This is a genomic window from Streptomyces sp. NBC_00212 (genome assembly GCF_045206365.1).
Lineage (GTDB): Bacteria > Actinomycetota > Actinomycetes > Streptomycetales > Streptomycetaceae > Streptomyces.
In genome coordinates, this window is record NZ_CP108115.1 from 1,607,005 (window position 1) to 1,633,275 (window position 26,271).

Annotated in this window: 26 protein-coding genes; 12 read left to right on the top strand and 14 right to left on the bottom strand. The window is 73.0% G+C overall.

Features of this window, described 5'->3' with window-relative positions:
* Positions 1-145: 145 nt before the first annotated feature.
* The 3 genes from OHA17_RS07470 to OHA17_RS07480 all read left to right on the top strand — a co-directional run bounded on the left by OHA17_RS07470 (position 146) and on the right by OHA17_RS07480 (position 2,044).
* On the top strand, positions 146-487 hold the full coding sequence (locus tag OHA17_RS07470) for a DUF6204 family protein (protein WP_406505152.1): 342 nt from the start codon (positions 146-148) through the stop codon (positions 485-487).
* 64 nt (positions 488-551) lie between these two features.
* A complete protein-coding gene (locus tag OHA17_RS07475) occupies positions 552-1,484 on the top strand; it encodes a class I SAM-dependent methyltransferase (protein WP_406505154.1) in 933 nt (310 codons plus the stop codon).
* On the top strand, positions 1,481-2,044 hold the full coding sequence (locus OHA17_RS07480) for a hypothetical protein (RefSeq protein WP_406505156.1): 564 nt from the start codon (positions 1,481-1,483) through the stop codon (positions 2,042-2,044). The genes OHA17_RS07475 and OHA17_RS07480 overlap by 4 nt, the downstream gene beginning before the upstream one ends.
* A gap of 76 nt (positions 2,045-2,120) precedes the next feature.
* Here OHA17_RS07480 and OHA17_RS07485 read toward each other — a convergent pair whose 3' ends face one another.
* From OHA17_RS07485 to OHA17_RS07495, 3 genes are all read right to left on the bottom strand, one after another.
* Positions 2,121-2,558 carry a VOC family protein gene (locus OHA17_RS07485; protein WP_406505158.1) on the bottom strand — a complete coding sequence of 146 codons (438 nt, stop codon included), beginning with the start codon at positions 2,556-2,558 and terminating at the stop codon, positions 2,121-2,123.
* A gap of 152 nt (positions 2,559-2,710) precedes the next feature.
* Positions 2,711-3,040 (bottom strand): hypothetical protein, encoded by a 330-nt coding sequence (locus OHA17_RS07490; RefSeq protein WP_406505160.1) that lies wholly within the window; start codon positions 3,038-3,040, stop codon positions 2,711-2,713.
* Complete coding sequence (locus OHA17_RS07495; RefSeq protein ID WP_406505162.1) at positions 3,037-3,282, bottom strand: LapA family protein; 246 nt, start codon at positions 3,280-3,282, stop codon at positions 3,037-3,039. The genes OHA17_RS07490 and OHA17_RS07495 overlap by 4 nt, the downstream gene beginning before the upstream one ends.
* Before the next feature lie 176 nt (positions 3,283-3,458).
* Here OHA17_RS07495 and OHA17_RS07500 point away from each other — a divergent pair, with 176 nt between their 5' ends.
* Together OHA17_RS07500 and OHA17_RS07505 are read left to right on the top strand one after the other, a co-directional pair.
* The gene (locus OHA17_RS07500; RefSeq protein WP_406505164.1) at positions 3,459-4,190 is read left to right on the top strand and encodes a GntR family transcriptional regulator; all 732 of its coding nucleotides are present in this window, start codon (positions 3,459-3,461) and stop codon (positions 4,188-4,190) included.
* A gap of 44 nt (positions 4,191-4,234) precedes the next feature.
* Complete coding sequence (locus OHA17_RS07505) at positions 4,235-5,338, top strand: adenosine deaminase (RefSeq protein ID WP_406505166.1); 1,104 nt, start codon at positions 4,235-4,237, stop codon at positions 5,336-5,338.
* Here OHA17_RS07505 and OHA17_RS07510 read toward each other — a convergent pair.
* The 5 genes from OHA17_RS07510 to OHA17_RS07530 form a co-directional block, all read right to left on the bottom strand.
* Positions 5,319-7,088: a CocE/NonD family hydrolase gene (locus OHA17_RS07510; RefSeq protein WP_406510658.1), complete on the bottom strand. Its 1,770-nt coding sequence runs from the start codon at positions 7,086-7,088 to the stop codon at positions 5,319-5,321. The genes OHA17_RS07505 and OHA17_RS07510 overlap by 20 nt on opposite strands.
* Positions 7,089-7,290: 202 nt before the next feature.
* On the bottom strand, positions 7,291-8,226 hold the full coding sequence (locus OHA17_RS07515) for an LD-carboxypeptidase (protein ID WP_406505168.1): 936 nt from the start codon (positions 8,224-8,226) through the stop codon (positions 7,291-7,293).
* Positions 8,223-10,202 (bottom strand): prolyl oligopeptidase family serine peptidase, encoded by a 1,980-nt coding sequence (locus OHA17_RS07520; protein WP_406505170.1) that lies wholly within the window; start codon positions 10,200-10,202, stop codon positions 8,223-8,225. The genes OHA17_RS07515 and OHA17_RS07520 overlap by 4 nt, the downstream gene beginning before the upstream one ends.
* A gap of 21 nt (positions 10,203-10,223) precedes the next feature.
* Positions 10,224-11,555: a M20/M25/M40 family metallo-hydrolase gene (locus OHA17_RS07525; RefSeq protein ID WP_406505172.1), complete on the bottom strand. Its 1,332-nt coding sequence runs from the start codon at positions 11,553-11,555 to the stop codon at positions 10,224-10,226.
* On the bottom strand, positions 11,548-12,381 hold the full coding sequence (locus tag OHA17_RS07530) for a M55 family metallopeptidase (protein ID WP_053728758.1): 834 nt from the start codon (positions 12,379-12,381) through the stop codon (positions 11,548-11,550). Before OHA17_RS07530 ends, OHA17_RS07525 begins: the two co-directional genes overlap by 8 nt.
* Positions 12,382-12,532: 151 nt before the next feature.
* Here OHA17_RS07530 and OHA17_RS07535 point away from each other — a divergent pair, with 151 nt between their 5' ends.
* From OHA17_RS07535 to OHA17_RS07545, 3 genes are all read left to right on the top strand, one after another.
* The gene (locus tag OHA17_RS07535) at positions 12,533-13,144 is read left to right on the top strand and encodes a flavin reductase family protein (RefSeq protein ID WP_406505174.1); all 612 of its coding nucleotides are present in this window, start codon (positions 12,533-12,535) and stop codon (positions 13,142-13,144) included.
* Between the two features lie 69 nt (positions 13,145-13,213).
* Complete coding sequence (locus OHA17_RS07540; RefSeq protein WP_406505176.1) at positions 13,214-13,417, top strand: hypothetical protein; 204 nt, start codon at positions 13,214-13,216, stop codon at positions 13,415-13,417.
* Positions 13,418-13,514: 97 nt separating this feature from the next.
* Entirely contained in the window at positions 13,515-14,174 is a 660-nt protein-coding gene (locus tag OHA17_RS07545; protein WP_406505178.1) for an MSMEG_1061 family FMN-dependent PPOX-type flavoprotein, read from the top strand.
* Between the two features lie 52 nt (positions 14,175-14,226).
* Here the strand turns inward: OHA17_RS07545 and OHA17_RS07550 are convergent, their stop codons facing one another.
* The gene (locus tag OHA17_RS07550) at positions 14,227-15,492 is read right to left on the bottom strand and encodes a hypothetical protein (protein ID WP_406505180.1); all 1,266 of its coding nucleotides are present in this window, start codon (positions 15,490-15,492) and stop codon (positions 14,227-14,229) included.
* 184 nt (positions 15,493-15,676) lie between these two features.
* Between OHA17_RS07550 and OHA17_RS07555 the strand changes: the two genes are divergently transcribed.
* From OHA17_RS07555 to OHA17_RS07570, 4 genes are all read left to right on the top strand, one after another.
* On the top strand, positions 15,677-16,723 hold the full coding sequence (locus tag OHA17_RS07555; RefSeq protein WP_406505181.1) for an NAD(P)H-dependent flavin oxidoreductase: 1,047 nt from the start codon (positions 15,677-15,679) through the stop codon (positions 16,721-16,723).
* A 103-nt stretch (positions 16,724-16,826) separates the two neighbouring features.
* The gene (locus tag OHA17_RS07560; RefSeq protein WP_406505183.1) at positions 16,827-17,552 is read left to right on the top strand and encodes an alpha/beta hydrolase; all 726 of its coding nucleotides are present in this window, start codon (positions 16,827-16,829) and stop codon (positions 17,550-17,552) included.
* Positions 17,553-17,654: 102 nt separating this feature from the next.
* Positions 17,655-18,047, top strand: coding sequence for a hypothetical protein (locus OHA17_RS07565; RefSeq protein WP_406505185.1), 393 nt, complete (start codon positions 17,655-17,657; stop codon positions 18,045-18,047).
* Between the two features lie 198 nt (positions 18,048-18,245).
* On the top strand, positions 18,246-18,971 hold the full coding sequence (locus OHA17_RS07570; protein ID WP_406505187.1) for a VOC family protein: 726 nt from the start codon (positions 18,246-18,248) through the stop codon (positions 18,969-18,971).
* 23 nt (positions 18,972-18,994) lie between these two features.
* Here the strand turns inward: OHA17_RS07570 and OHA17_RS07575 are convergent, their stop codons facing one another.
* The 5 genes from OHA17_RS07575 to OHA17_RS07595 all read right to left on the bottom strand — a co-directional run bounded on the left by OHA17_RS07575 (position 18,995) and on the right by OHA17_RS07595 (position 26,221).
* A complete protein-coding gene (locus OHA17_RS07575; RefSeq protein ID WP_406505189.1) occupies positions 18,995-19,645 on the bottom strand; it encodes a hypothetical protein in 651 nt (216 codons plus the stop codon).
* A gap of 117 nt (positions 19,646-19,762) precedes the next feature.
* A complete protein-coding gene (locus OHA17_RS07580) occupies positions 19,763-20,509 on the bottom strand; it encodes a class I SAM-dependent methyltransferase (protein WP_406505191.1) in 747 nt (248 codons plus the stop codon).
* 128 nt (positions 20,510-20,637) lie between these two features.
* On the bottom strand, positions 20,638-23,064 hold the full coding sequence (locus OHA17_RS07585) for a SpoIIE family protein phosphatase (RefSeq protein WP_406505193.1): 2,427 nt from the start codon (positions 23,062-23,064) through the stop codon (positions 20,638-20,640).
* A gap of 134 nt (positions 23,065-23,198) precedes the next feature.
* Positions 23,199-25,589 carry an MFS transporter gene (locus tag OHA17_RS07590; protein ID WP_406505195.1) on the bottom strand — a complete coding sequence of 797 codons (2,391 nt, stop codon included), beginning with the start codon at positions 25,587-25,589 and terminating at the stop codon, positions 23,199-23,201.
* 188 nt (positions 25,590-25,777) lie between these two features.
* Positions 25,778-26,221, bottom strand: a complete 444-nt coding sequence (locus tag OHA17_RS07595) for an SRPBCC family protein (RefSeq protein WP_406505197.1) — start codon at positions 26,219-26,221, stop codon at positions 25,778-25,780.
* Positions 26,222-26,271: the final 50 nt, after the last annotated feature.

Genomic DNA, 26,271 nt, shown 5'->3' on the forward strand with positions numbered 1-26,271 from the left:
TGTGGACGGGGCTCGGGGCATCGAGGGCGCTTCAAGGGATGGCTGGGGCCACCCCGTATATCGGTCGACACGTTCCGGCCGGTGGGCGACCATCTACCCGCAGCGGGCACCCGATGCGACACGCAGTGCGGAAGGACAGCAGGACATGAGCGAGCAGCACACCTACCGGGTCATCGTGCGCGGTGTGTGGGACGGGCTGAGCGAGGATTCGCGCACGAAGCTGCTCGCGGAGGTCGACGGCCACGGCCTGACCGCGATGACCTTCACCGAGGAGGGCTCGCTCACCTACGACCGGGCCCTGAAGCACTTCTCGTGGCGCTACACCGTCGTCTCGGACGCCGCCGACGGCGAGGAGATGGCCGCGGCGATCGCCGAGGACAGGGCGGAGTCCGCGCTGGGGGCGTTGGGCCATGGGTACCGCGATCTGCGCTCGACGGTGACCGACCTCGACACGATGAAGATCAATTACAAGGGTGGGCGACGCTAGGCGGAGTCCGGCAGGCCCTGCCGGGGGTCAGGGGCGCGAAGAGGAGCGGTTAGGGTTCTCGGCCGTGCCCCACCTTGAGATATCCGACCTGATCACCGACACGGATCCGGCCGGCGGAGCGCGGCTGCCGGTCAGCCGGGCCGCCGTGGTGCGGCGGCTCGTCGAGAGTGGTGACCGGCGCGCGGCCCGTATCGTCGCCGCGCTGCCGGCCGGCCCGGACGGCGTTCTCGACCCGGTCGCCGTGGACCGGCTGATGGTCGGCGTGCACACCGAACTGCAACGGCTCAGCGAGGAGCTGCGCATCGGCGAGCGCCTGGCGCACGTGCTGAGCCCGCTGTTCACCGCGATCCGCGCGAGCGGTCACGCCGGGCCGTTGCGGCTGGTCGACGTCGGCTGCGGGCTCGGCTATCTGGTCCGCTGGCTCGCGGCCACCGTCGCGCTCGGCCCTGACGTCGAACTCGTCGGGGTCGACCTCGACGCCGCCCTGGTCAACGAAGCGGACCGGCTGGCCCGGGCCGAAGGGCTGGCCTGCCGCTTCGTCCACGGCAACGCCTTCGACCTGCCGGAAGCCGCCACCGTGTTCGTCTCCACCGGTGTGCTGCACCACTTCCGCGGCCCGGCCCTCGCGGAGTTCTTCCGGGCGCAGGCGGCCTCGCCGGCGCTCGCCTTCTGCCACTACGACATCGCCGCCACCCGGCTCGCGCCCATCGGCGCCTGGGTCTTCCACCGCGCCCGGATGCGTCACCCGCTGGGCCGCCACGACGGCGTCGCCTCGGCACTGCGCGCCCACGACGACGCGACGCTCCTGCGCGCCGCGTCCGTCCCCGGTATCCGCCCGTTGCTGTACGAACCGAGGGGCATGGCGAACCCCTTCTGCACGACGCTTCGCCCGGTTCTCGGTGTCCGCCCGCAGTTGGAAGCACCCCTGCGCCTCGCCCTCGGCCGCGCCTCGCGCAGGCTCGTGGGCCCCGAACAGCTCGCCGGGGCTGCGCGATGAACCCGGCTCCGCCGCTGGCCGCGCTCGGCCTGATCGACGCGGCGTTCAGCGGTTTCCGCGCCTTCGCCGGACGGGACGCCAGGATCCGCAAGGGCCGTGCCGTCGCCCGTGCGGCGGTGCGCGGCCTGGCCGTGGGCGCCGCCCTGCTGCTCGCGCCCGTGCTCACAGCCCTCGGCGTGCTGCTGAGCGCCGACGACCGGGCCCGCGCGTATGCCGCCCTCACCGACGGCGGCACCGGCTTCCTCGTCCCGCTCACGCTCTACGCCGCCATGGTCGCCCTCTCCCTCGCGGCGTACTTCGTCCTGCCGTTCCGAGCCAGCACGCTCGCCATGGTCATGGGCCTGGGACCACTGACTCTGGTACGCCCGCTCGTCGTGGGCCTCGCCTGCCTCAACGCCCTTGCCGACGGCGGCCGGCCCGCCCTCCTCGTGGGAACGCTCGCGGGCGCCGCCGTCCTGTGCGTGGAGCCGCTGGTACACCGCCGCTGGTACGCCGGGCTGCCGCTCTCCGAGCCCCTGGGCCAGGCCGCTCCAGCCGAGCCAATGGCTCAACTCGATTGATCGACCTGCTGGTTGATCGACTGATCGACCCGGGATGTGATCGATCCGCGTCGCCGTCACCGGTCTCGGGCCGGGCTCACCCGGGGCGCTGGTCGTCCTGCGCGTCGTGCAGGGAGGGGGCGTAGGAGATCCCGACGATCAAGCCGTCCGCCGTGAGGAGTCTGGCCACGGTCTGGCCCCACGGCTCGGTGCGGGCCTGGTGCAGCAGCTCGAAGCCCGCGCGCTGAAGCTCGGCACCGGCGGCTGTGACGGCTTCCGCGTTCGCCACCTCGAACTCGATCGATGCCTGCGGGACCACCCGGTCGGCGGGCCACTGGGCCGTGCCGAAGCATGCCTCGGCCGCCTGCGAGAGCGGCCACAGGCCGAAGTGCTTGCTGCCGGGGACGCTCCCGCTGGAGTAATAGCCGTTGCCCTCCCCCTCCAGAGGGAGGCCAAGAGCCTCGATGAACAGCTTGCGGCTGAGCGGCGGGTCGGCGACGACCGCCGCCACGCTCGTGATGAAGAGAACGTCCATACCGGTGGTGACACTCCCTGCTGCGACTGGATGGTGACGCGGTCGAACGAGTTCGCCGCGCGTCGGCGGCCGTTGGCCGTGGGCGACGGTGTTGCGTTGCCCCGGTCCGGGTCTCGGTTCGCGTGGGGGCAGGCTGCCGAGCCATTGGCAGCTCACCGCTTGGGGCATCGCTCCGTCTTCTTCACCACGCCGACGCTCACCCGGATGTGCTCGGCGAGGGGCGCGCCGGCCGCCGGGCTCTGGGTGCAGACCTTCCAGTTGAAGGGCCACAGCACCGTGCGGTGTCCGCCGCCGATGTCCCGCACGTCCAGCTTGGTTCTCATGTCCAGCTTGTTGACGACGTGGATCAGGCCTTTGCCCACGAACGCCGGCATCGGGGGCCGGGCCGCCGACCCTTCGGCCAGGGCGGTGCCCGTCGTGGCCGCCGTCGCCAGGAACAGGGCCGCCGTCACCGTCGCGGCGCGGGCCCGCACGCGCATCACCTGCCGCTCCGTCGCTTCATGAAGTAGCCACCGCAGCACAGCCCCACCACGAACACCGCGAGCAGTGCCAAGTACAGCGGCATCGAGACCTCGGGGATCAGCAGGCGGATCTTGACCTGGCGGGTGTTCTCGAAGATGAAGACGAGCGCCAGGACGGCGAGGGCGAGGATCGCGATCCTGGCCGGTGTGAAAGCGCCGCCCGCCCTGCCCTTCGCCCTGCTCGACGCGTCTTTGGGGCTCATCAGCCGGCCCTTTCCGCTGGTGCTGCCGTCGCTCCCTTCCGCCCAGGTTGACGGATGCGCGGCCACGGGGTGCGGTGGGGCGGGCCGTACGGGTGAGCCCATCCAGCCCTGGGCCTCCTTGTCAGACAAGTAACGGTCGGGTCATGCTGGGGTTCCGGCATACGGAGGGCAGGTCCATGGCCATGAGCGGGCAGCAGCGCAGGCCGGTCGTCGCGCTGTACGAGCGGATCGCGGACGCGATCCACGACGGCACCTATCCCCCGGGCTCCACCCTGCCCTCGGAGCCCAAGCTCGCGGGCGAGCTCGGGGTGAGCCGCCCCGCGCTGCGCGAGGCGCTGCTCCTGCTCCAGGAGGACGGGCTGCTCTCGGTACGGCGCGGGGTGGGCCGGACCGTGAACGACCGGCCGCCCCGGCGCGGCTTCGAACAGCTCCAGCCGCTCGACGAGCTCCTCGGCCCGGTCCGGGTGAAGGCCCTGCTGCGCAGCCGCGAGGAGCCCACCGACTTCACCACCCAGCACCTGCTCGCGCCCGCCGGGTCCGAGCTGCGGTTCTGGGAGTCCGTGCTGGTCGGGGAGTCGCTCTCAGTCGCCCTCAGCCATGAGTGGGCGGCGCCCGGTGACGTCCTGGAGAAGCTGCACCCCGCGTTCGGCGAAGCCCTGTCCGCCGAGCCCGCCGTCTCGATGCTCACCGTCCTCGCCGAGGCCTCGCGGGGCGTCCCGCTCACCGCGCACAGCGGGATCAGCGCGACGCTGCTCGGCCGCCGCAGGGGCGAGCAGCTGGACCGTCCGGCGGACACCCCGGCCGTGCTGATCACGCAGGTCGTACGGATCGACGGCACCCCGGTCATGGCCGCCAAGCACATGCTGCCGACGGGCGCGCCCGCGCTGGCGGTGCTCCAGTCCTGCTAGCACCCCGCAGGACACCGGCGCGACACGCTGTACACTCCCGCCTCATGCACTTGTCAGACAACCCTGCCGCCGCCGCTCCGGTCACCCCCGCGGAGTGGATCCGCCGGGCCCCCAAGGCCGTCCTCCACGACCACCTCGACGGTGGCCTGCGCCCCGCCACCATCGTCGAGCTGGCCCGCGCCTGCGGGTACGCCGGTCTGCCGACCGAGGATCCGGCCGAGCTCGCGGTGTGGTTCCGCGACGCCGCGGACTCCGGCTCCCTTGAGCGCTACCTGGAGACCTTCGCCCACACCTGCGCGGTGATGCAGACCCGCGAGGCGCTGCACCGCATCGCGGCCGAGTGCGCCGAGGACCTCGCGGCCGACGGGGTCGTCTACGCGGAGGTGCGCTACGCCCCCGAGCAGCACCTGGAAGCCGGCTTGACCCTCGACGAGGTCGTGGACGCCGTCAACGAGGGCCTGCGCGAGGGCGAGCGCCGCACCGGAGGGAAGATCACCGTCCGCGCGCTGCTCACCGGCATGCGGCACACCCGGCGCTCCCTGGAGATAGCCGAGCTCACCGTCGCCCACCGCGAGCGCGGGGTGGCGGGCTTCGACATCGCGGGCGGCGAGATCGGCAACCCGCCGGCCGAGCACCTGCCCGCCTTCCAGCACCTCAAGCACCACAACTGCCACATCACCATCCACGCCGGCGAGGCCGTGGGCGCCGAGTCCGTCCACGAGGCGGTCCAGGTGTGCGGCGCCGAGCGCATCGGACACGGCGTGCGCATCACCGACGACATCGCCGCGGACGGCACGCTCGGCCACCTGGCCGCGTACGTCCGTGACAACCGGATCGCCCTGGAGGTCTGCCCGACCTCCAACCTCCAGACCGGCGCCGCGATCTCATACGAGAAGCACCCGATCGACGAGCTGCGCCGGCTCGGCTTCACGGTCACGCTGAACACCGACAACCGTCTGGTGTCCGGCACGACCATGAGCGAGGAGTTCCAGCACATGGCGGACGCCTTCGGCTACGGCCCGGAGGTCTTCGAGGAGTTCACCGTCGCCGCGGTCGAGGCGGCGTTCCTGCCGCTGCCGGAACGCCGTCGCATCATCGACGAGCTCGTGCGCCCCGGCTACGCGGCGATCAGTTCAACTTCCCTCTGACGACGGGCAGTTGGAGCGTCCCCGGGTCGCCGGGGGCGCTCACGACCGTCACCGGCTTGATGCCCTTGTTGCCGAGGTAGGAGTCGTCGCTCGCGGCGACCACGAACTCGATGCGGTGCCCAGCCTCGTAGCGGTGCGCGATGCCGGGCAGGGCGACGGTGAACGGCTTCGTGACGTCCGGCACCCGCACCGGGGCGATCAGGCGGCGCACCAGGGTCTTGGTGCCGTCCGGGGCCACGTCGTACAGCTTGGCGAAGAGGACCAGCTTGTCGGCGGCGTTGCCCGAGTTCTGCACCCTCTCCGCCGCGGGCGAGGAGACCTTGAGGGTGGCCTTCGCCGAGCCGACCACGTCGACGGGCGCCTTCAGCCGGTCGGTGTCCCAGCCGAGGTAGGTGCCCGCGGTGTCGTACGGGGCCGGGTCGGGCAGGCCGATCGCGTCGGCCAGCGAGCTCTCCGAATGGCTCGTCGGGACCAGCCGGTTGGTGTACGTGCGGCTGCCGCGCACCACCTTCGCGCGGTCGTCGACGAGCCTGCCGTCGCCGGAGAGGTAGACCGTCCGGGTGAGCGGCGGGACCTTGGACGCCGCCCCGTAGCCGCTCTGCCAGTCGCGGTAGTAGGCGAGGGCGGGCCCGGTGTCGGTGTTCTTCTGCTTGCGAAGGTAGCGGTCGAACCAGGCCAGGATGCGCTTGCCGGTGTAGCTGGTCTCCAGGTTGCCCTGGGACATGTTGAGTTCACCGGGCACCTGGCCGCCGCTGTGGCCCCAGGACTGCCAGATCATCTTGGTCGTGGTGCCGCGGTCCTTCAGCGCGTCGTACGTCGCCGTCGCCTCGTTGAGGTTGAACAGGGTGTCGGTCTGCCCCTGGATGAGCAGGGTGGGCGCCTCGATGCGGTCGAGGTAGCCGACCGGCGAGACGCTGCGGGCGTAGCGCTGCATCGCGGCGGTGGCGGCGGCCGGGTAGCTGCCCGAGTTGAGCAGTCCGAAGGTGTCGCAGACACCGGGCACGAAGTGCGCACAGCCGAGCGAGCCCCAGCGGGACGGGTCGAGGTTGGGCAGCGTGATGGGCTGGCTCTCGCCGATGAGGTAGAACCCGTTGGTCCACTGCCATTTGAAGGCGCCGGGCACCTTGCGGTCGGCCGCGTTGTTGGGGTCGAGCGCGTACGTCAGGTCGTTCCAGGTGATCATCGGGACGAGGGCGTCGACGCGGTGGTCGACGGCGGCCGTGGCCATCTGGATGGCCCCGCCGTACGAGCCCCCGATCATGCCGACGCGCGGGTCGCCCGGGCGGTCCTTGGTGACGAAGTCGATGCGCGTGCCGTCGTCGGCGGCGCGGGTCCCGGCGAGGAAGTCGATGAGGCGGGACGCGGCGCGGCCGTCGATCCCCGGGTCGTCCAGCGAGATGAGGCAGCCCGACTTGCCGAAGCCGAGCCCCGAGTAGGCGAGGGCGACATAGCCACGGGTGGCGAACGCCTTGCCGGTGGCGTCGGTCGTGCCGTCCGACTTGCTGCCGCCGAAGCCGTTGGTGGTGAGCACGGCGGGCGCGGGGTGCGCCTTGTCGACTCCGGCCGGGCGGTAGAGGTCGGCGTCGACGGCGCAGGTCCGGCCGCCCACCGTGACCGTGAACCGCAGTGCGGTGACGGTGACTTGGCCCTGGGCGCCACCTTGCGCCGCGGCGGCCGGTGCGGCCGCGAGCAGCGGTACGGCGAGTGCCGTGCCGAGGGCGGTCGCCAGCGGTCTGCGGACTCTGGGCATGGTACGGCGACGGGTCACGGCGTCCTCCACGGCGAGCGAGCCTACCGATTGGCAGGGCGGGCTCATGCTGTGACACGTGCAAGTTCTGCGTCAACGGCTTCGACACGAGCCGTCCGGCGGTTCGGCAGATTGGTTGTCGTTCTGCTGCGGGCCGGCTGTGGCTGGTCGCGCAGTTCCCCGCGCCCCTTAAGGCCCGTCGCACTCAGGCCAGCGCGGGCCTCTCCAGCGTGATCGTCCCGCCGTCCGCGTCCAGCACCGCCGGCACCCCCAGCGGCATCGTCAGGGCCGCGTCGCAGTGTCCGAAACCCAGGTTTTCCACCGCCGGTACGCCCAGTCGGCCCAGGCGTTCACGCAGCACCGGGCGCACCCTCTCCTCGTACGGGCCGCACTCCAGCCAGGAGCCGAGGGCGACGCCGGTCACGCCTTCCAGCCAGCCCGCGCGCAGGAGTTGGGTCAGGATGCGGTCCAGGCGGTAGTCCTCCTCGCCGATGTCTTCGAGCAGGAGCAGTCCGCCCTCGGCGGACGGGCGGGCGTGCGGGGTGGCGAGGTCCGCGGCGAGCAGGGACGCGCAGCCGCCGACGGTGATGCCGCGGGCGCGGCCGGGGATCAGCGCGCGGGCGCCCGGCAGGCCGAGGGTCATCGCGGCCTCCGGCTCGAACAGGGTGGTGCGCAGGGATTCCTGAGTGGCGGCGTTCTTGAGGAAGGCGAGCGTGGAGGCCATCGGCCCGTACAGGGTGGCCAGGCCCAGGCGGACGGCGAACGCCTCGTGCAGGGCGGTCACGTCGCTGTAGCCGATGAGCACCTTGGGTCCGACCGCCCGCAGCGCGTTCCAGTCGAGGAGGTCGACCATGCGCTGGGCGCCGTAGCCGCCGCGGGCGCACATCACCGCGTCGACACTCGGGTCGCACCAGGCCCGCTCGAAGTCGCGCGCCCGCGTCTCGTCCTCGCCCGCCAGGTATCCGAACTCCCGGTGTCTGTCGGTGACTTGGGGCGTGGCGACCGGGTCGAGGTTCCAGCCGCGCAGGATGTCGAGCCCGGCCTGGAGCCGCTCCTCGCCGACGGGCCCGCTCGGGGCGACCACGGCGATTCTGGCGCCGGGCCGCAGCCGGGTCGGGCGGGTGAGTTCGACGGCGGTCACTTGGTGAGCTCCAGGAGGGGGATGTCGGTGCGGTCGATCGCGAACACCTGGGCGTACAGCGAGAATTCGGCCTCCAGGGCGCGGATCATCGTGTCGGCGCGGCGGAAGCCGTGGCCCTCGCCCTCGAAGGTGAGGTAGGCGTGCGGGATGCCGCGCCCGGCCATCTTCTCCAGGAAGTGTTCGCACTGCGCGGGCGGGCAGATCGCGTCGTCCAGGCCCTGGAGCAGCAGGAAGGGCGCGGTGATGCGGTCGGCGTGCTGGGCGGGCGAGCGTTCGCGGTAGCGGCCGGGCAGTTCGGCGTACGGGCCGACGAGGCTCTCCAGGTACTGCGATTCGAAGTCGTGGGTGACGTCGAGCCAGCCCGCGAGGTCGAGGACGGGGTAGCTGACGGTGCCGCAGGCGTACACGTCGGTGGCGGCGAGGGATGCGGCCGTGGTCCAGCCGCCCGCGCTGCCGCCCCGGATCGCGAGGCGGCGGGGGTCGGCGGTGCCCTCGTCGGCCAGGGCGCGGGCGACGGCGGCGCAGTCCTCGACGTCGACGACGCCCCACTGTTCGCGCAGCCGGTTGCGGTAGGCGCGGCCGTAGCCCGTGGAGCCCCCGTAGTCGACCTTGACGACGCCGATGCCGCGCGAGGTGAAGTAGGCGGTCTCCAGGTCGAGCACGAGGGAGACGTTGCTGGTGGGGCCGCCGTGCGCCCAGATCACATAGGGCGGCAGTTCGTCGGCGGGGGCGATCCGGTCGGGGCTGTGCGGCGGGTAGACGTGGGCGTGGATGTCCCGGCCGCCGGGGCCGGTGTAGGTGCGGATCAGCGGTTCGGGGTAGTACGCCGGGTCGACCGCGTCGGCATGGCCGCAGCCGATCACGCGGGCGCGGCCGGTGGCGGTGTCGAGTTCGACGAGTTCGTACGCGGTGCGCGGGCTCGCGGCCACGCCCACAATGCGGCTGCCGTGGGCGGCGAGCGTCGGGCTCCACTGGGTCCAGGGGCCCGCGGCGTCGACGAGTTCGCCGCTCTCGGGGTCGAGTATGCCGAGCGTGGTGGCGCCCCGGCCGTGCACGACGGCGACGAGGCCGCTCTCCAGGGGCTGGAACCAGCTCCGCCCGACCTGCCACAGCGGTCCCGCGAACTCCTCCTCGCGGGGGCACAGCGCGACCGGCTTCCCTCCCCCGGGGTCCGCGCGGTACAGGTTCCACCAGCCGCTGCGGTCGGAGGCGAACAGGAGCTGTCCGTCGGCGGCCCAGTCGGCCTGCGCGATGGATTCCTCAGGGCCGCCCGCGAAAGTCCGGGCCCGGTGCAAGGCGCCGTCCTCGCCGACGTCCGCGAGGATCAGCTCGGTGCCGTCCCACGGCATCCGGGGGTGGTCCCAGCCGATCCAGGCGGCCTGCCGCCCGTCGGGCGAGAGCCGCGGGCCGGTGACGAAGCGGTGCCGCCCGTCGCTCAACTCCCTTACCGCGCCCCGGTGTTCGGCCGCCGATCCGTCCAGCGGCACGGCCGCGATCACGCGGCGTACGTCGGTGGGGCCCTCGCCGGTGAACTCCTCCAGGACGCACCACACTTCGCCCCGGTCGAGGTCGATCCGGGGATCGACCCAGCGCAGGCCTTGGCCGACCGGCGACAGCGGGGTGAGTGGCCTGGGCGCGGCCGTCGCGTTCGGCTCGTACGCGTAGAGGCGCTGGTCGTCGAAGTGGACGAAGACGACGAGCGGGCCCTTTGCCGCGTGGTCGGCGCCGTGCCAGGGGTGGCCGCCGTACTCCATGACCCGGCTGCGCACGTTCCACGGTGCGGGCAGCACCGGCTGCGCCTCGCCGTCGGGGCGGCGGCGCACCAGGACCCGCCTGCCGCCCTCGGCGGGGCGCGCCTCCGTCCACCACAGGTCGTCGCCGACCACCCCGACGTGGTCGGGGTGACCGTCGTGCGCGGCGGCCAGGGCCGCGTCGATCGGCGACGGCCAGCTTCCGTAAGGCGCGGTGGGCACCATCGTGGCAACTCTCCCTCGGGGCTATGCGGACCGCAGGTAGTGGTCGAGGACCCGGACGCCGAAGTGCAGCGCATCCACGGGCACCCGTTCGTCGACGCCGTGGAACAGCGCCTGGTAGTCGAGCCCGGCCGGCATCCGCAGCGGCGCGAAGCCGTAGCCGGTGATGCCGAGCCGCGAGAACTGCTTGGCGTCGGTGCCGCCCGACATGCAGTACGGCACCACCTGGCCCTCGGGTGCGAACCGCTCGATGGCGGCCTGCAGCTTGAGGTACGTCGGTGAGTCGACCGGCGCCTGGAGCGCGACCTCGCCGTGGTGGAAGTCCCAGTCGACGTCGGGCCCGGTCAGCCGGTCCATCGTCGTACGGAACTCGGCCTCGCCGCCCGGCACGATCCGCCCGTCGACGTACGCGATCGCGTGCCCCGGGATCACGTTGACCTTGTAACCGGCTTCCAGCATCGTCGGGTTGGCGCTGTTGCGGATCACCGGCTCGACCAGGGCTGCGGCCGGGCCGAGCTTGCCGAGCAGTTCGGCGACGTCGAAGCCCTCGGCGTCCGGGTCGGCGTCGATGCCGTGCAGGTCGGCGAGTGCGACGAGGCTCGCGCGGACCGTCGGGGTGATCCTGACCGGCCACTCGTGCTCGCCGATGCGGGCGATGGCCGAGGCGAGCCGGCTGACCGCGTTGGCGTGGTTCACCTTGGAGCCGTGGCCCGCGCGGCCGTGTGCGGTGAGCCGCAGCCAGGCGGTGCCGCGCTCGCCCGCGCCGATCGGGTAGATCTCCATGCCCCGCCCGGCGTGGAAGGTGACACCGCCCGACTCGCTGATGCCCTCTGTGCACCCCTCGAAAAGTTCGGGGTGGTGGTCGGCGAGGAAGCCGGAGCCGTCGCCGGCGCTGGCCTCCTCGTCGGCGGTGTAGGCGATGACGATGTCCCGCCGGGGCCGCACCCCGTGCCGGGCCCAGGCCCGTACGACGGCGAGGACCATCGCGTCCATGTTCTTCATGTCGACGGCGCCCCGGCCCCAGACCACGCCGTCGGTGACCTCGCCCGAGAAGGGGTGCACGCTCCAGTCGGCGGCCTCGGCGGGCACCACGTCGAGGTGCCCGTGCACGAGGAGGGCGTCGGCGGACGGGTCGGTGCCCGCGATCCGGGCGACCACATTGGTACGCCCCTGGGTGCGCTCCAGCATGCGGGGTTCGAGGCCCGCTCCGGCGAGGCGCTCGGCGACGTACTCGGCGGCCGGGCGCTCCCGGCAGTCGCCGCCGCCCCGGTTGCTGGTGTCGATCCGGATCAGCTCGGAGGTGAAGGCCACCACCTCGTCGAGCGCCACCTGATCGGCTGTCTCCACCTCAGCCATATTGCTCCTCCACCGCGGACGAGACGATCGTCGTGACCGCCTTGAAGGTGCGAATGCCCTCATACATCGTCAAACTGGTGTAAGAGACGCGCCGTTCACCCGTACGCGCCACGCCGGGCACCACAGTGGCCGCGTCGGCGAGGTGCTCGGCGTCGAACTCGATCTCCACGGTGAACGGCCCGCCGTCCACGGGCGCGACCCTGCGGGCCAGCGCCGCGGCCTCCTTCGCGGCCGCCCTGATGTCGCCCGCGGTACGCGCGGGGGTGCGGCACACCGCCGCGTACCGCGAGACGTGGTCCTTGACGGCCACCTTGCGGGCGTCCGGCGCGTAGCCCTCGGCGTCGGCGCAGGTGAGGTCGTCGCCGGTGACCAGGACCACGGGCACCCCGTACTCGGCGACGACGTGCGCGTTGAGCAGACCCTCGCTGGCGCGCGCGCCGTTGAGCCACACCCCGGTGATGGAGTTGGCGAGGTAGGTGTGGGCGAGCACGCCCTGCGTGCCGGCGCCCGTGTGGTAGCCGACGAAGGCGATGCCGTCGACGTCGCCGTGCTGGATGCCCTCCACCATGGACAGCGACTTGTGCTTGCCGGTGAGCATCTGGGCCCGTTCGTCGAGCCGTTCCAACAGCAGGTTGCGCATGGACCAGTGCGCCTCATTGATGAGCACCTCGTCGGCGCCCCCGTCGAAGAAACCGAGCACGGCCGCGTTCACGTCGGAGGTGAACATCGCCCGGCAGCGCTCCCACTGCGGCGTTCCCGGCAGCACGTCGGCCGGCCAGGTGACTCCGGTGGCGCCTTCCATGTCCGCACTGATGAGGATCTTCATGGCGCCCCACGGTACCCGTCGCCCCATACCCGGGCCAGGGACCGGGCGGACACCAGAGGTCCATACCTGTGACGCCCCGCGCACGGCCGCCGCCGCCCTCGTGGCGGCTTCTCCCCGGGGCTGCGGACAGGGGCCAATGGATACTGGCCGCATGCGTATTGACTTCGATCCCGCCGCCATGTCCCGCGTCGAGTTCTACCGTTTGCTCACCGCGACCGTGGTGCCGCGGCCCATCGCCTGGGTGTCGACCGTGGACGGCGAAGGCACCCCCAACCTCGCGCCGCACTCGTTCTTCACCATCTCCTCCGTCGCGCCGCCCGTCGTCCAGTTCACCTCGGTGGGGCGCAAGGACTCGCTCCGCAATGTGGAGGCGACCGGCCAGTTCGTGGTCAACTTCGCGCCCGAGCCGCTCCACGCGCAGATCAACGACACGGCGACCAACTTCCCGCCCGGCGTCAGCGAGTTCGATCAGGCGGGCCTCGCCACCGAGCCGAGCCTGCGGGTGAAGCCTCCGCGGGTGGCCCTGTCGCCGGTGGCGCTGGAGTGCGAGCTGCACAGCACGCTCGGGATAGGTGACTCGACGGTCGTGTTCGGGCGCGTCGTGCACGCGGTGGTCTCGGACGAGGTGATGGTCGACGGCCACCCCGAGATCACCCGGCTGCGTCCGCTGTCCCGGCTCGGCAGGGACGAGTGGGGCACCCTCGCCGAGCCGCGCGAGCTCAGCCGCGTGCCGTACACCGGGCCCGGTCGCGAAGGCGCCTGAACCCCGGCCTCGGGGGCCGCACCGCGCGCTCGGCATGCGGCGGCCGGGCGGGCGGGTCACCCTGGGTTCATGGGCAGACCAGGGGCAGCGAGCACCCGCCCACCCGTGCGGCGCGGCGCGGCGCGCGCCCGGGCCCGGCAGGCGGGCTGGGCGGCCCGCCTGGCAGGCCGCATCTGGGCGGCCGGCCGGCTGGCGGGCCGCTGGGAGGAGCGGCTGCGCCGCTCGCGGCGTCGCCTCGGACGGCTCCGGGCCAACCGCCCGACCCGCCACTGATCCTGGGGTGTGCCGGCCCGACCCGCGCGGCCGTCTCCAGGTCTGCCTACCCACCGGCCAAGAGCGCTCGCAGGTCGGCCCGCTTAGGGTCGAAGGCATGACGACATCCCTTGCCGGCAGCGCCTTCGACTCGCTCCGCCTCGACGCCGTGCCCGACCAGGACACGCTGCGCCGGACCTACGAACTCCCCGGCGCCGCTGCCGTACGCAAGCAGATGACCGAACTCACCGACCAGACCCGGCAGTTGATCGGCTGCTCGTCGCTGGTCCTGATCGCCAGCGCGGACGCCGAGGGCAACTGCGACGTATCGCCGCGCGGCGGACCCGCCGGGTTCGTCGCCGTCCTGGACTCACGGACGGTGGCGATACCGGACGCGACCGGCAACAAGCGTCTGGACACCCTGCAGAACGTCGTCGCCACCGGACGGGCCGGGCTGCTGTTCGTCATCCCGGGGCGCACCACGACGCTCAGGGTGAACGGCCGGGCCTGTGTCTCCACCCGGCCGGAGCTGCTGTCGCAGCTGACCGCCGTGGGCAAGCCGCCGGCCAGTGCGTTGGTCCTGGGGATCGAGGAGGTCTACCCGCACTGCCCCAAGTCGCTGCTGCGCAGCGCGGCCTGGAAGCCGCAGGAGTGGCTGCCTGCGGACGCCCAGCCGGCCTCGGCCGAGGTGACGCTGGCCCAGCTGCGGATGCCGGAGCTGACGATCGCCGACATCGAGCAGGCGGAGGCGGACTCGCTGAAGTACCGGTACGAGTAAGAGCCTGTGGCTGCTGGGCCACCGGCCGGCGGCGGACTTCACCCGACCCCGCTCAGCGCCCGGCGGCCGGCACCGCGTGCAGCTGCTCCAGACGGCGCTGTACGGCCTCCAGCGCACCACGCTGGCGGCCCGGCACCTGTCGGCGCAGGGCGACCAGGGGCGGGGCCAGCGGCCGGGCGCGTTCCGGGTCGCGGAGCTGCTCCCACTGGTGGTGCGCGCGGTCGACCGCGCCTTGGACGTCGGCGTCGTCGGTGGTCTGCCCGCGAGCGAGCCGGGCCTGCGCGGAGGCCATCCACAACTCGCAGGACCGGGCCGGTTCCCCGGCGAGCCGGGCGAGGTCGGCACGGACCTCCAGCCAGTGGATCGCCTCCAGCGAGCCGGGCCCGTACGCACGCAGGGCCTCGCTCTCCCACATCGCCGCCATGGAGGCCGCCTCGCCGTGGCGCCCCGCGCCCGCGGCGGCGAGGATCGCCGGATGCGGGTCGGCCGCGGCCGGCGGTGCGGGCTGCTGCCCGACCGGGGCCCGGCCCGGGTCGGCGAGCACACCGTCGATGGCCAGGTGGAGGGCGTCGCCGGGGCCCGCCCGGTCCGCCGCGTACGCGTGGAGTTCGGCGAGCGACGGCTGGGCGCCGCCGCGCCACACCTCGGCGTACACCTTCAGATAGTCGGGGGTGGCGATCGTCCGGCGCGGTGCGGGCGCGGTGATCCGTCCGTACAGGCGGACACCGTGGCCGAGGGCGAGGCCCTCCTGCCGCAGCCGCTGCCAGGCCGCCGGGTCGGCGACCAGGTCGACGACCACCGTGGTGGTGCCTGGCCGGCGCACCTGGAACTCGTGCGCCAGCCAGGCCCAGGGAAGGCCGGTGTAGCGCACGGTCGCCTGGGTCGTGCGGGCGAGTGCGACATGGATCCGCTGTTGTTTGGCGTCCACGTGCAACTGGCCCGCCAGGTACACGAACAGCGGGCCGGGCGTGGCCGCCACGGCGCGGATCCGGGTCAGCACGGTCTGCGGGTCGACCGGATCGGCGAGCTCCACGACGGTGGCCGCGCCGGTACCGGTCAGCACGCCCGGGGCGACCGCGGCCAGGCCAGGCAGGACCGACGCCGCGTCGATGAGACGGCCCTTGTTCGCCGGAGCGGCCGCCAGTAGCAGCGCCGTCCCCGGGTCCTCCCCCTTGATCAGCACAGCAGCACCGTATCCGGTCGGCCCGTACGGCGCCCCGTCGATCGCCAGGATGGGGTTGCGCGAGTGCGGGCCGCTACGTGCGTCGCTGTCCGGGAGGACGCCGTCCCGCAGGCGGCGGCGACGAGTTCGAGCCATTCGCGAAGAGCGCCGCGCGGGCCCGTCGGGCGCCGGGCGCCCCGGACTGCGGGGCCTGCGGCTGTCTGGTGGATCACACTTTCCTGACGGATCATCACCCCTTGCTCCGTGTAGGCATCACATAGTTCGTGGAGACACCGCACACCACACCCCCCACACGCCTCAACACCCCGGAGAAGTCCGCATGTTCTTCCGCCTCGACGAGTTATCCGTTCCGATCGTCCAGTCGCCCATGGCGGGCGGCGCCTCCACCCCCGAGCTGGTCGCAGCCGTCAACAGTGCCGGGGGCCTCGGGTTCCTGGCCGCCGGATACCGCAGCGCACAGGGCATGCGGGAGCAGTTCGTCCGCACCCGTGGGCTGACCTCGGGGCCGTTCGGCGTCAATCTCTTCGTGCCGGGTTCCTCGGAGCCGAGCGCCGTCGGGGCCGTCGGCACGTACCGCGAGCAACTGCGCCCCGAGGCGGACCGGTTCGGGCTCACCCTGCCCGTGCCCGGCTCCGGGGCCGACGACGACGGATGGACGGAGAAGATCGAGGTGCTCCTGAGCGAGCCCGCGCCCCTCGTCTCCTTCACGTTCGGGCTGCCCTCGTCCGGGATCGTGGAGGCCCTGCAGCGGGCGGGCAGCCACCTCGTGGCCACCGTCACCACGCCCGCCGAGGCCGTGGCGGCGGAGGCCGTGGGCGTGGACTCGCTGTGTGTGCAGGGGCCGTTGGCGGGCGGCCACCGCGCCACGCACGACATCGCGGCGCGGCCGGAGGAGGTGCCACTGCTCGACCTGCTGGCCTCGGTACGCGCCCGTGTACGGCTCCCGCTCATTGCCGCCGGCGGGCTCGGCACGGGCGAGGACGTCGCCGCCGTGCTGCGGGCCGGGGCGTGCGCCGCCCAGCTCGGCACGCTCTATCTGTGCGCGGAGGAATCGGGCGCCTCGCGGACGCACAAGGACGCCCTTGTCGATGCGCGCTTCACGACGACGGCCGTCACCCGGGCCTTCTCCGGGCGCCCGGCCCGCGGCCTGCGCAACCACTTCATCGACACCTACGACGCCGCGGCCCCCAGCGCGTACCCACAGGTGCACCACCTGACCCACGCGCTGCGCTCGGCCGCCGCCGAGGCCGGGGACGCCGAGCGGCTGCACCTGTGGGCCGGGGCGCGCCACCGCCTCGCCCGCAGCGCGCCGGCCGCCGAGATCACCCGCACCCTCTGGGAGGAGACCCGCGCCGCGCGGCACTGAGGCCGTCGATGAGCGGGTTCCCGGCCCACCCCGGGAGCCCGCTCGCCCTGCGAACGGCGTTACGGTGAAGGTCGTTTCAGCACTGTTCACCCCAAGGACCTCCATGCCGATCAGCACAGTCCCGTACACCACGGTGGACGGATCAGCGCCCCGACTCCTCGACGTGTACCGCCCCGAGGGTGCCCCGGCGACCACCCCGGCCGTGCTGCTGTGGCACGGCATGGGCCCGGACTCCCGGTTCGAGGTCGGCACCCTCGCCGAGGAGACGGCCTCGCACGGGCTGACCGTGTTCGTGCCGGACTGGCGCTCGGACGCCCCCGACGGCGGCCGCGCCCACCTCGTGGCTTCGCTGCGGTACGTGCGCGAGAACGCGGCCGGCTTCGGCGCCGACCCGGAGCGGCTCGTGGTGGCGGGCTGGTCGGCGGGGGCGGGCGCCGCCATCGGCACGGCGCTGCGCCCGGACCTCACGGACGGCCGACTCCCGAAGGCGGTCGTCGGCATCGCCGGTCTGTACTGGCGCCCCGCCCGCAGCACGGGCACCGTCCCCCTGGAGGACCTGGCCGAGGCGACGACGTCCGAGGTGCCCGTCGTGCTGATCCACGGCACGGCGGACACGGCGGTCGAGAGCCACCACTCCCGCGACTTCCTCACCGCGCTGGAGAAGCGGCACTGGCCCGCGAGCCTGCACGAGGCGGAGACCGATCACGCGGGGATCATCATGACCGCGTACGACCCCGAGCTCGGCCACTGCGTGCCCGCCACCGGCGCCGGCGCCCTGCGGGCCGGGCGTGAGACGGCCCGGATCCTCGCGGAGGCGGCGCTCGGCTGACGCCCCGGGAACTCGCGCGGCTCGCGGTGGCGGCCCCTGGGATCCATCCGGCCCCCGGAGCCCCGCGTGGCTCGTACCGGCCGGTGCGGCCATGCTGGAAGCGTGATGACCGTCCTGCTGGTAGCCACCGACGAGGAAGCGGCCGTGCTGCGCGAGCGCATTCACCAGAACCGCCACTTCCGCGTCATCGCGCACACCCCGAGCCCCCGGCTCGCCCTGGCGCAGGCGCATGTCCTGCTGCCCGACGTCACCGTCCTCGACCCCAGCATGGACGGGGACAGCGATCCGGCGGCCCTGTTCACGGGGCTGCGCTCGCTGGCCCCGCCGAGCGGCGTGATCCTGCGGACGACGCCCGCCACCGCCGGGCTGCCGGAGCTGCACGCCGTCCTTGAGGAGGGCGCCGTCCACGAGGCGGCCCGGGACGATCACGACGCACTCATGGCGGCCCTGATCACGATCGGGCGGCGCAGGGAGAGCTGCGACCCCGACCAGTGACCTGGGGCGGACGGCTCCGACATGCGGGCGCGGGCCGGCGGCGAGACAATGGCGGGGTCTATGTGCCGGTATGCCGAATTCCTGAGAGCGAGGGTTTTCGTGACGCCGTCACCGAGCAGTGCCGATACCACCGCGGATCAGCGCCCGCCCGCCGATTCGAGCGCCGCCGCGTGCGGGGCTCCGTGCTGGGTGAGCCTGATGGCCCGCGACCTGGGTGCCGCGCTCGACTTCTACGGCGCGACGATGGGCTGGACGTTCCGGACCGGGTCGCTCGGTGAGGAGTTCCGGGTGGCGCTGGCGGACGGGGTGCCGGTGGCCGGGATCGGGGCGCTGGCGCCGTCCCTCCAGGTCGCGGTCGCCTGGACGCCGTACTTCGCGGTCGAGGACGCCGATGTCACCGCGGCCCGCATCCGCGAGCGGGGCGCCACCGTCGCGGTCGGCCCGGTCGCCCTGCACACCGGGCGCGGCGCACTGGCCGCCGACCGGGACGGGGCCGTCTTCGGGATCTGGCAGGGACGGCTCCTGTCGAACTGGGAGGCGTGGCGCGACACCGCGCCCGCCTGGACGCGGCTGCACACCCGCAACGCGTTCGACGCCGCGATCTTCTACGGGGAGGTCCTCGACTGGGCGTGCGACCGGCCCGGCTGCTGCGACGTCCAGTACGAACACGAGGAAGTCGTCCTGCGGCACGCCGGACACATCGTCGCCCGCCTCACCTCCGGCGCCGTCGAAGCCGCCCCCGACCCCAGCCTGCGCCCGCACTGGCACACCCACTTCGCCGTCGAGGACCCCCACGGCCACGCGGAGAAGGCCCGCGCCAACGGCGCCACCCTCCTCGCCGACGGCATCTCCGCCACCGGCACCTGGGTCCGCCTCAAAGACCCCGACGGCGCCACCTTCACCCTCAGCGACACCGCACGCTGAGGCATTGGGGACCGCGTACGGGACTATCCGCGCCGGTGGCGCAGGCGGTGGCGCAGGACGAGTGCGAGGAGCCCGGTCAGCGCCAGCGCGACGCCTCCCGCGATCAGCCAACTGCCATGCCGCGCAAGGGATTTGTCGCCCACCCTGAGGTGCGCGGTGCTCGTGTGGTGGCCCCCGTGGCTGACGACGGTGAGCGGGTACGTCCCCGCCGGGAGGTCGCCGCGCACGGCGGTGTGGCCCGAGTAGACCGTGGCGCCGTCGTCGCACTTGCAGCCGGGGTCGTCCTCTTCGTCCTCGGTGGTGATGGTCATCGGCGCCTCGAACGCCCTGGACCTGACGGTGAGGGTGTCCTCGTCGGGGTCCGGGCTGCGGTCGGCGAGCAGCACCACGATCTGGCTGCCGGGCCGCACGGTCACGCGGGGTGTGGAGTCGGCCCTGCCCAGGTTGCCGCTCCTGGGCCCGGCCACGAACCGGGTGATGGCCGCGGGGGCCCGCGGTGTGGCCGTCGGCCGGGCGCTCGCCAGGGTGTGGCCGTCGCGGGTCGGGTGCGGCCCGGCCGGGCTCGCGCCGGGCGTGGGCGGGCCCGGGTCCGCGCCGGCCGCGCCGGGCCCGGCCCCCAGGAGCGCGAGGGCCAGGCCGGCGACTGCCACGGCGCGGGCTGCGGTGCGGAACACGGTGCTCCTTCTGGCGGGAGCCGGCCGGTCTCCCGGGGGCTCTCGGAGGTTGCTCGTCCGAGAAGAGGGAGGCCGGGCGTGTTGCGTTGCTCCGCGTCCAGGTGAATTCGCGGGAGATCAGGGCGCCTTCGGGCCCTCGCTCCCCGCCCGGCCGACAACCAGCCATCTGGACGGCAGCTCGATGCGCCGGCCGTCGGCGGTGTACTCGGTGGTGGTGAGCGGCAGTTCGCCCTCGGCGAGCACGGTCAGGCCCGCCGCGGTGAGCAGGTCCACGAGCGCGGCGTCGGAGACCTCGCCGGGCGCGATGCCGTGGGCGAAGACCGGACGGAGCTTGGGCGGCGGTCCCGCCGGGCTCTGGGCGAGCCCCATCAGGACCGGTTTCGCGGCCTCGGCGAGCTCGACCACGAAGGCCCTGCCCTGTGCGCCGAGCAGGGTGGCGATGGCGTCGGCGACGGGCCGGCGGTCGGCCGGTTCGCACTGGTGCAGGACGCCGCGTACGTACACGTTGGCGTCGCCGAGGCGGCTGTGGAGCTCGTCGACGGCCTTGGTGTCGGCGGCGTCGAGTTGCTCGAACTCGGCCTCACTGTCCGGGTCTTGACTCCGGGCGTGCTCGACGGCGGCGTGCGAGAGGTCGACGCCGGTCACCTTCGGGTAGCGGGCCGCGAGGTAGCGGGTCTGGGTGCCGTTGCCGCAGCCGAGGTCCACCAGGGGCAGGTCGGGCCGGTCGATGCGGGCGGCGAAGTGGGCCAGGTGGCGGGCGGCGGTGAGGGCCGGTTCCGCGTCCCAGAAGACCGCGCCCTGCTCGTCCGGCGCCTCGCGCCAGAATCCTTCCCAGGCGTCCTTGTACCGACTCGTCACGCTCATGACCGACTCCCCAGGCTGCACGCACAGTGTCAAGATCGGTCTACCGCGCGGAGTATGGGCCGGACAAGAACCCGGCACATACCTTCACCTGTCGTTCGACGGGCGGGAGTCGGGGTGGCGCGGCCCGGTCAGCGCGCCCGGCGGCCCGTGCGCGGCAGCGCCACGTCGAACCAGACGGTCTTGCCGTTGCCGGTGCGGCTGGTGCCCCACTCGCGGGCGAGCGCGCTGACCACGCGCAGGCCCCGGCCCACCTCGTCGCGCGGGCCCGCGCTGAGCAGCGTCGGCAGGGTGTGGTCGTCGTCGACCACCTCGCACAGGAGCGCCTCGGCCCGCACCAGGCGCAGCTCGACCTGGTGGCCGTGCGCGTGCCGGACGCCGTTCGTGACGACCTCGCTGACCAGCAGCTCGACCGTGTCCGCGACGTCCGACAGGCCCCAGAGCGCGAGCTGTTCGCGGACCAGGCGGCGGGCCCGGCCGACCTCGCGCGGGTCGGCGTCGAGCCGCCACTCGGCGACGTGCTCGCGGGTGATGCCGTTGAGCCGCGCCATGAGCAGGGCCACGTCGTCCTTGCGGCCGCCGCGGGTGTTGAGGGCGCGGATGATCGTGTCGCAGGCGTCGTCCATGGAGGCCGCGGGGTGCGCCGCGAACTCGCAGAGCGTGGCGAGGCCCACGCCTATGTCCTCGCCGCGCACCTCGACGAGTCCGTCGGTGCACATGACGAGCCGGTCGCCGGGCTCGACCCGGATGCGGGCCGTCTCGAACGGCACTCCGCCAACGCCGATCGGGGCCCCGGTGGGCAGTTCGAGGAGCTCGCTGCGGCCGTCCGCCGACCGTACGATCACCGGCGGCACATGGCCCGCGTTGGCCATGAGGAGCTCGCCCCTGATGGGGTCGTACACGGCGTACAGGCAGGTCGCGAGGTAGTGCTCGCCCAGGCGCTGCGCCAGGTCGTCGAGACTGCGCAGAAGTTGGTCGGGCGGCAGGTCGAGCGCGGCCATGGTCTGCACCGCGGTGCGCAACTGGCCCATCATCGCGGCCGAGTTGAGGCCGTGGCCCATGACGTCGCCGACCACCAGGGCGGTCCGTGAGCCGGGCAGTTTGATCGAGTCGAACCAGTCGCCGCCGACCCGGCCGAGCAGCGTGCCGGGCAGATAGCGGGTGGCCGTGTCACAGCCCGCCATGCGCGGGGTGACCTGCGGCAGCATCGAGTCCTGGAGGGTGTCGGCGACGCTCTCCTGGTAGGTGTACATACGGGCGTTGTCGAGCACGAGCCCGGCGCGCGCCGCCAGTTCGGCGCCGGTGACGCGGTCCATGTCGTTGAACTCGGCCCGCTCGGCGTGCCGCAGCAGGATCATGAACCCGAGCACCACGTTGCGCGCCTTGAGCGGGACCACCAGCATCGAGCGGCCGTTGATGAGCGGCCGGATGTCGCGCTTCTCGAACTGCGAGGCGATGGCGGTGCCCATCTGCTCGCTGATCCTCGGCACCAGGACGGGGTCGCCGGACGTCATGCACTGGAAGAACGGGGTGTGCGCGGGGAACGGCATGGACTCGCCGACCGGCACCACGTCGTCCCAGCGGCCCGGTTCGTCCACGTGCTCCAGGGCGACCCGGTGCCACAGGGTCCGCTCGTCGGGCGGGCCGTCGGGGAAGCCCTCGCCCGCGATGACCTGCTCGCGCAGATAGGTGCCCGCGACATCGGTGAAGCGCGGCACGACGGCGGCGCTGACTTCCTGGATGGTGCGGGACAGGTCGAGCGAGGAGCCGATGCGGCCGCTGACGTCGTTGAGGAATTCGAGCCGCTCGCGCACCGCCGCGTATTCGAGGTCGGCCGCGAACTCGGGCGAGGGCGGCTGGGTGCGCGACACGGGCTCCATGGGGTGGCGGCGCCGGGCGGGCCGGTGTTCGGCGCGCCGGGGCACTCCCCAGTCGGGGGTGACGGGCACCCGGTCGTGCTGGCTGAACTCCAGGACGGGATAGCCGAGTTCGAGTACCTGGGCGACGATCCGGGTGCTCTCGCCGACGCTCATGCTGGGCAGGATCTCGGGCAGCCGGCGGGCCAGTTCGTCGGCTCCGGGGAAGTCGGTGTGCAGGGCGAAGCCGGGCGCTATCCGCTCGACGGAGCCGCTGTCGTCATCGGCTTCCCGGTGCAGCTGGGCCGCGTCCGCGGCGAGCACCAGGAGCCGCTCGGGCCCGGGGCCGACGAGCGGGTAGGCCCACCACAGCACGTCGGTACGGTCCCGGCCGGGCTCGCTGAGCGCGGCCCGGCCCGCCGTGGGGTAGGAGGTGCGTCCGGTCAGCGGGCCGTCGAGCCCGGGGCCGAACTCGTCGAACACGTCGTAGTCGTCGTACCTCTGCTCCAGCGCGCCGGAGACCGGGAGCAGATCGGCGGCGGGCCTGCCGACCGCGTCCTCCTTGCCGGGACCGAACAGCCTGCGCGCACCGGAGGACCAGTGCGACACGAGGCCGTCGCCGTCCACGACGATCACGGCAAGCGGGATCCGGCCGGCCACGGCGAACTGCTGCGGCAGCTTCGGCGGAGTACCACTGTCCATGGGTGGGAGGCTCCTTCCCCGCCGCGAGAATCGGCGGCTGTAGCACCACCGTACGGCCATCGCGGGGCCGCGCGGGAGGCAACCCGTGAATAGGCGCACGCCCGCGCGAAACCGGCCCCCTCATTGAAGAAAGGTCAGTCCTCGTGGCCGAGTTGGAGATCCCTTTCGGTCCGTCCGCCGCCCGCGACCTGCAGCACCGTGGCCACCGGCGGATAGCCCGCGGCGATCACCGTGTACTCCCCGGAGGACAGGTCGACGAACCGGAAGGTGCCGTCGGGGCCCGTGGTGAGGGTGTCCACGACGTTGCCCGCGGCGTCGAGCAGCGTCACCCGCGCGTCCTCCACGGGCCGCCCGCCGCCGGCCCGCACGGTGCCGCGCAGCACGGCCCCGCCGGCCAGCTCGATGTCCTGGCGGGTCTCGCGGGAGGCCTGCACGCTGACCGGCAGGGCGGCGGGCCGGAAGGCGGGTGCGCTGGCGGCCAGGGTGTACTCCCCCGCCACCAACTCCGTGATCACATAGCCGCCTTCGCGCCCGCTGCGGGTGGCGGCCACGACCTCGCCGCGTACGTCGGTGAGGGTGACGGCGGCGTCCCGCACGGGGCTGCCGTCGGCGGTGACGACGGTGCCCGCGAGGCGTCCGGCGCCGCCGAGCACCACGTCGAGGTCGACGGGGCGTTCGCCGACGGTCACGGCGACGGCCTGCGGCTGGTGCCCGCCGGCCGCCGCGATCAGGACGTACGATCCGGCGCCCGGCACGCTCAGCGCGTACCGCCCGTCGGCGCCGCTGGCCCCGCGGCCGACCTGCTGGCCCCGTACGTCGACGAGGGTGAGGGCGGCGCGCGGCACGGTGGTCCCGTCGTGGTGCTGGACGGTGCCGGTGACCGGAACGCCGCTCACGTAGCCGGAGTTGGCGGTGCGGGCGTGGGGCAGGGGCGCGGTCTCGGCTGCGGGGGCGTTCTGGGACACCAGCGGTTTCTCCTTGAGGAAGAAGGCGAGGACGAAGCCGAGCACGAGCACCGGCACGAGGTACAGGAAGATCCGCGGCATGGCGTCGGCGTACGCCCGGATGTAGCCGTCGCGCAGCGCGGGCGGCATGGCGTGCACCAGTTGCGGGGTGATCGACTCGGGGTCGGGCAGGTGGGCTCCGGCCGGGAGCCGCTCGGTGAGCGCGTGGGCGAGGCGGTTGGTGAACAGGGTGCCGAAGACGGCGGCGCCGACGCTGCCGCCGATCTGCCGGAAGTAGTTGTTGGCGCTGGTGGCGGTGCCGAGGTCGGCGGGGTCGACGGCGTTCTGCACGGCGAGGACGAGGACGGGCATGACCAGGCCGATGCCGGCGCCGAGCACGGCCATCCAGATGCTGTAGTCGAGCCGCGGGGTGTCGGTGCCGAGCTTGGAGAGCAGCCACATGCCGAGGGCGGAGACCGCGCCGCCGAGGATCGGGTAGATCTTGTAGTGCCCGGTGCGGCTGATGAGCTGGCCGGAGATGATCGAGGCGCCGACGATGCCGCCCATCATGGGCAGCACGAGGAGTCCGGACTCGGTGGCGCTGGCCCCGTCGACCATCTGCAGGAACGTCGGCAGATAGCTGGCGGCGCCGAAGAGGGCGACGCCGATGACCGCGCCGACGAGCCCGGAGACGTTGAAGATCGAGTCGCGGAACAGCCGCAGGGGGATGACGGGTTCGGCCGCGAAGTTCTCGACCACGAGGAACAGCAGAGTCGTTCCGGCCGCGCCGGCGGCGAGCCCGAGGATCTGCCGCGAATCCCAGGCGTACTGCGTTCCGCCCCAACTGGTCAGCAGGACCAGGCAGGTTGAGGCGGTGGCGAGCAGCAGCATGCCGAGAACGTCGAGCCGGGGCCGGACGCGGGGCCTGGGCAGTTTCAGTACGGCGGTGATGACGGCCAGGGTGACCAGGCCGAACGGCACGTTGATGTAGAAGCACCAGCGCCAGGAGGCGTGGTCGGTGAAGAAGCCGCCGAGCAGGGGCCCGGCCACCGAGGCGAGTCCGAAGACGGCGCCGATCAGGCCCATGAACCGGCCGCGCTGCCGGGGCGGCACGATGTCCGCGATGATCGCCTGCACGCCGATCATGAGCCCGCCGCCACCGATGCCCTGGACCGCGCGGAAGGCGATGAGCTCGTCCATCGTGCGCGACCAGCCGGCAAGGGCCGAGCCGACGACGAACACGACGATCGCGAACTGGAAGACGGGTTTGCGGCCGAACTGGTCGCCGAGCTTGCCGTAGATCGGCAGCCCGATGGTGGAGGCGAGGAGGTAGGCGGTGACGGCCCAGGAGACCTTGTCGAGGCCGTGCAGATCGCCGACGATCTTCGGCAGCGCGGTCGCGACGATCATCTGGTCGAGCGCCGCGAGCAGCAGGGTGAGCATCAGCCCGAGGAAGACCATCCGCACTCGGCGGGGGCTCAACGGCGCCTGCCGCACCGGGAGTTGGCCGGCCGACCGGGCCGCCGGGGCCGGAGCGGGCTCGGCGGCCCGCTCGTCCTTCACCAGAGTGATCCCGCCCACGAAACTGCTCCCCTCGTCGCGCTTGCGCCGACCATTTCTCGCATTACGCGACAACCGGGGCAACCGAGACGAGCGGAGCGGGAGGCGCACGCCGGGGGCTTAAGCGCTGGCGGGAGCCCCTACGGCGCACTACGGGCCGGAACGGAAATCCACCCGAACCGGTGACCGCAAGGGAGGGCCCGCGCGAGCTACTTCTCCACTTCTTCGGCCAGCTTGGCGAGCATCGCGTCGTAGATGCGGCCAAGTCCCTTGGGCGCAAAGGTCCTTTCGAAGAATCCGCCGATGCCTCCGGCGCCGTTCCACACGGTGCTGACGACGACCTTGGAGCGGCCCTCGCCCGCGGGCGTGACCGTCCAGGTGGTGACCATGGAGGAGTTGCGGTCCTTCTCGACCAGCTGTCCGTTGGTCGGCTCGGTGACCTCCAGGAGGCAGTCGCGGACGCGCTTGCTGGTGGCCTGGAGCTTCCAGTGGACGAGGGTGCCCTCGCCGTCGCCGCCCTCGCGGACCTGGTACTCGCTGAAGTGCTCCGGCAGGAGCTTGGGACGGCCGTCCTTGTAGTCGGCCAGCGTGTCGAACACGGTCTCCGGATCCGCCGCGACGATCCGCTCCGTCGTGGCCTCGACCTGCGCCATGGCACTTCCTCCAGCACTTGTGTTTCCGGGGTTTCGGGGGTGGGCCAAGC

What these genes read in the sequence shown, in the direction of transcription:
- OHA17_RS07470 (WP_406505152.1), top strand. Translation starts at nt 146, where the DNA reads ATGAGCGAGCAGCACACCTACCGGGTCATCGTGCGCGGTGTGTGGGAC.
- OHA17_RS07480 (WP_406505156.1), top strand. Translation starts at nt 1,481, where the DNA reads ATGAACCCGGCTCCGCCGCTGGCCGCGCTCGGCCTGATCGACGCGGCG.
- OHA17_RS07485 (WP_406505158.1), bottom strand. Translation starts at nt 2,558, where the DNA reads ATGGACGTTCTCTTCATCACGAGCGTGGCGGCGGTCGTCGCCGACCCG.
- OHA17_RS07495 (WP_406505162.1), bottom strand. Translation starts at nt 3,282, where the DNA reads ATGAGCCCCAAAGACGCGTCGAGCAGGGCGAAGGGCAGGGCGGGCGGC.
- OHA17_RS07500 (WP_406505164.1), top strand. Translation starts at nt 3,459, where the DNA reads ATGGCCATGAGCGGGCAGCAGCGCAGGCCGGTCGTCGCGCTGTACGAG.
- OHA17_RS07505 (WP_406505166.1), top strand. Translation starts at nt 4,235, where the DNA reads ATGCACTTGTCAGACAACCCTGCCGCCGCCGCTCCGGTCACCCCCGCG.
- OHA17_RS07510 (WP_406510658.1), bottom strand. Translation starts at nt 7,088, where the DNA reads ATGCCCAGAGTCCGCAGACCGCTGGCGACCGCCCTCGGCACGGCACTC.
- OHA17_RS07520 (WP_406505170.1), bottom strand. Translation starts at nt 10,202, where the DNA reads ATGGTGCCCACCGCGCCTTACGGAAGCTGGCCGTCGCCGATCGACGCG.
- OHA17_RS07525 (WP_406505172.1), bottom strand. Translation starts at nt 11,555, where the DNA reads ATGGCTGAGGTGGAGACAGCCGATCAGGTGGCGCTCGACGAGGTGGTG.
- OHA17_RS07530 (WP_053728758.1), bottom strand. Translation starts at nt 12,381, where the DNA reads ATGAAGATCCTCATCAGTGCGGACATGGAAGGCGCCACCGGAGTCACC.
- OHA17_RS07535 (WP_406505174.1), top strand. Translation starts at nt 12,533, where the DNA reads ATGCGTATTGACTTCGATCCCGCCGCCATGTCCCGCGTCGAGTTCTAC.
- OHA17_RS07540 (WP_406505176.1), top strand. Translation starts at nt 13,214, where the DNA reads ATGGGCAGACCAGGGGCAGCGAGCACCCGCCCACCCGTGCGGCGCGGC.
- OHA17_RS07545 (WP_406505178.1), top strand. Translation starts at nt 13,515, where the DNA reads ATGACGACATCCCTTGCCGGCAGCGCCTTCGACTCGCTCCGCCTCGAC.
- OHA17_RS07550 (WP_406505180.1), bottom strand. Translation starts at nt 15,492, where the DNA reads ATGGCTCGAACTCGTCGCCGCCGCCTGCGGGACGGCGTCCTCCCGGAC.
- OHA17_RS07555 (WP_406505181.1), top strand. Translation starts at nt 15,677, where the DNA reads ATGTTCTTCCGCCTCGACGAGTTATCCGTTCCGATCGTCCAGTCGCCC.
- OHA17_RS07560 (WP_406505183.1), top strand. Translation starts at nt 16,827, where the DNA reads ATGCCGATCAGCACAGTCCCGTACACCACGGTGGACGGATCAGCGCCC.
- OHA17_RS07570 (WP_406505187.1), top strand. Translation starts at nt 18,246, where the DNA reads ATGGCCCGCGACCTGGGTGCCGCGCTCGACTTCTACGGCGCGACGATG.
- OHA17_RS07580 (WP_406505191.1), bottom strand. Translation starts at nt 20,509, where the DNA reads ATGAGCGTGACGAGTCGGTACAAGGACGCCTGGGAAGGATTCTGGCGC.
- OHA17_RS07585 (WP_406505193.1), bottom strand. Translation starts at nt 23,064, where the DNA reads ATGGACAGTGGTACTCCGCCGAAGCTGCCGCAGCAGTTCGCCGTGGCC.
- OHA17_RS07595 (WP_406505197.1), bottom strand. Translation starts at nt 26,221, where the DNA reads ATGGCGCAGGTCGAGGCCACGACGGAGCGGATCGTCGCGGCGGATCCG.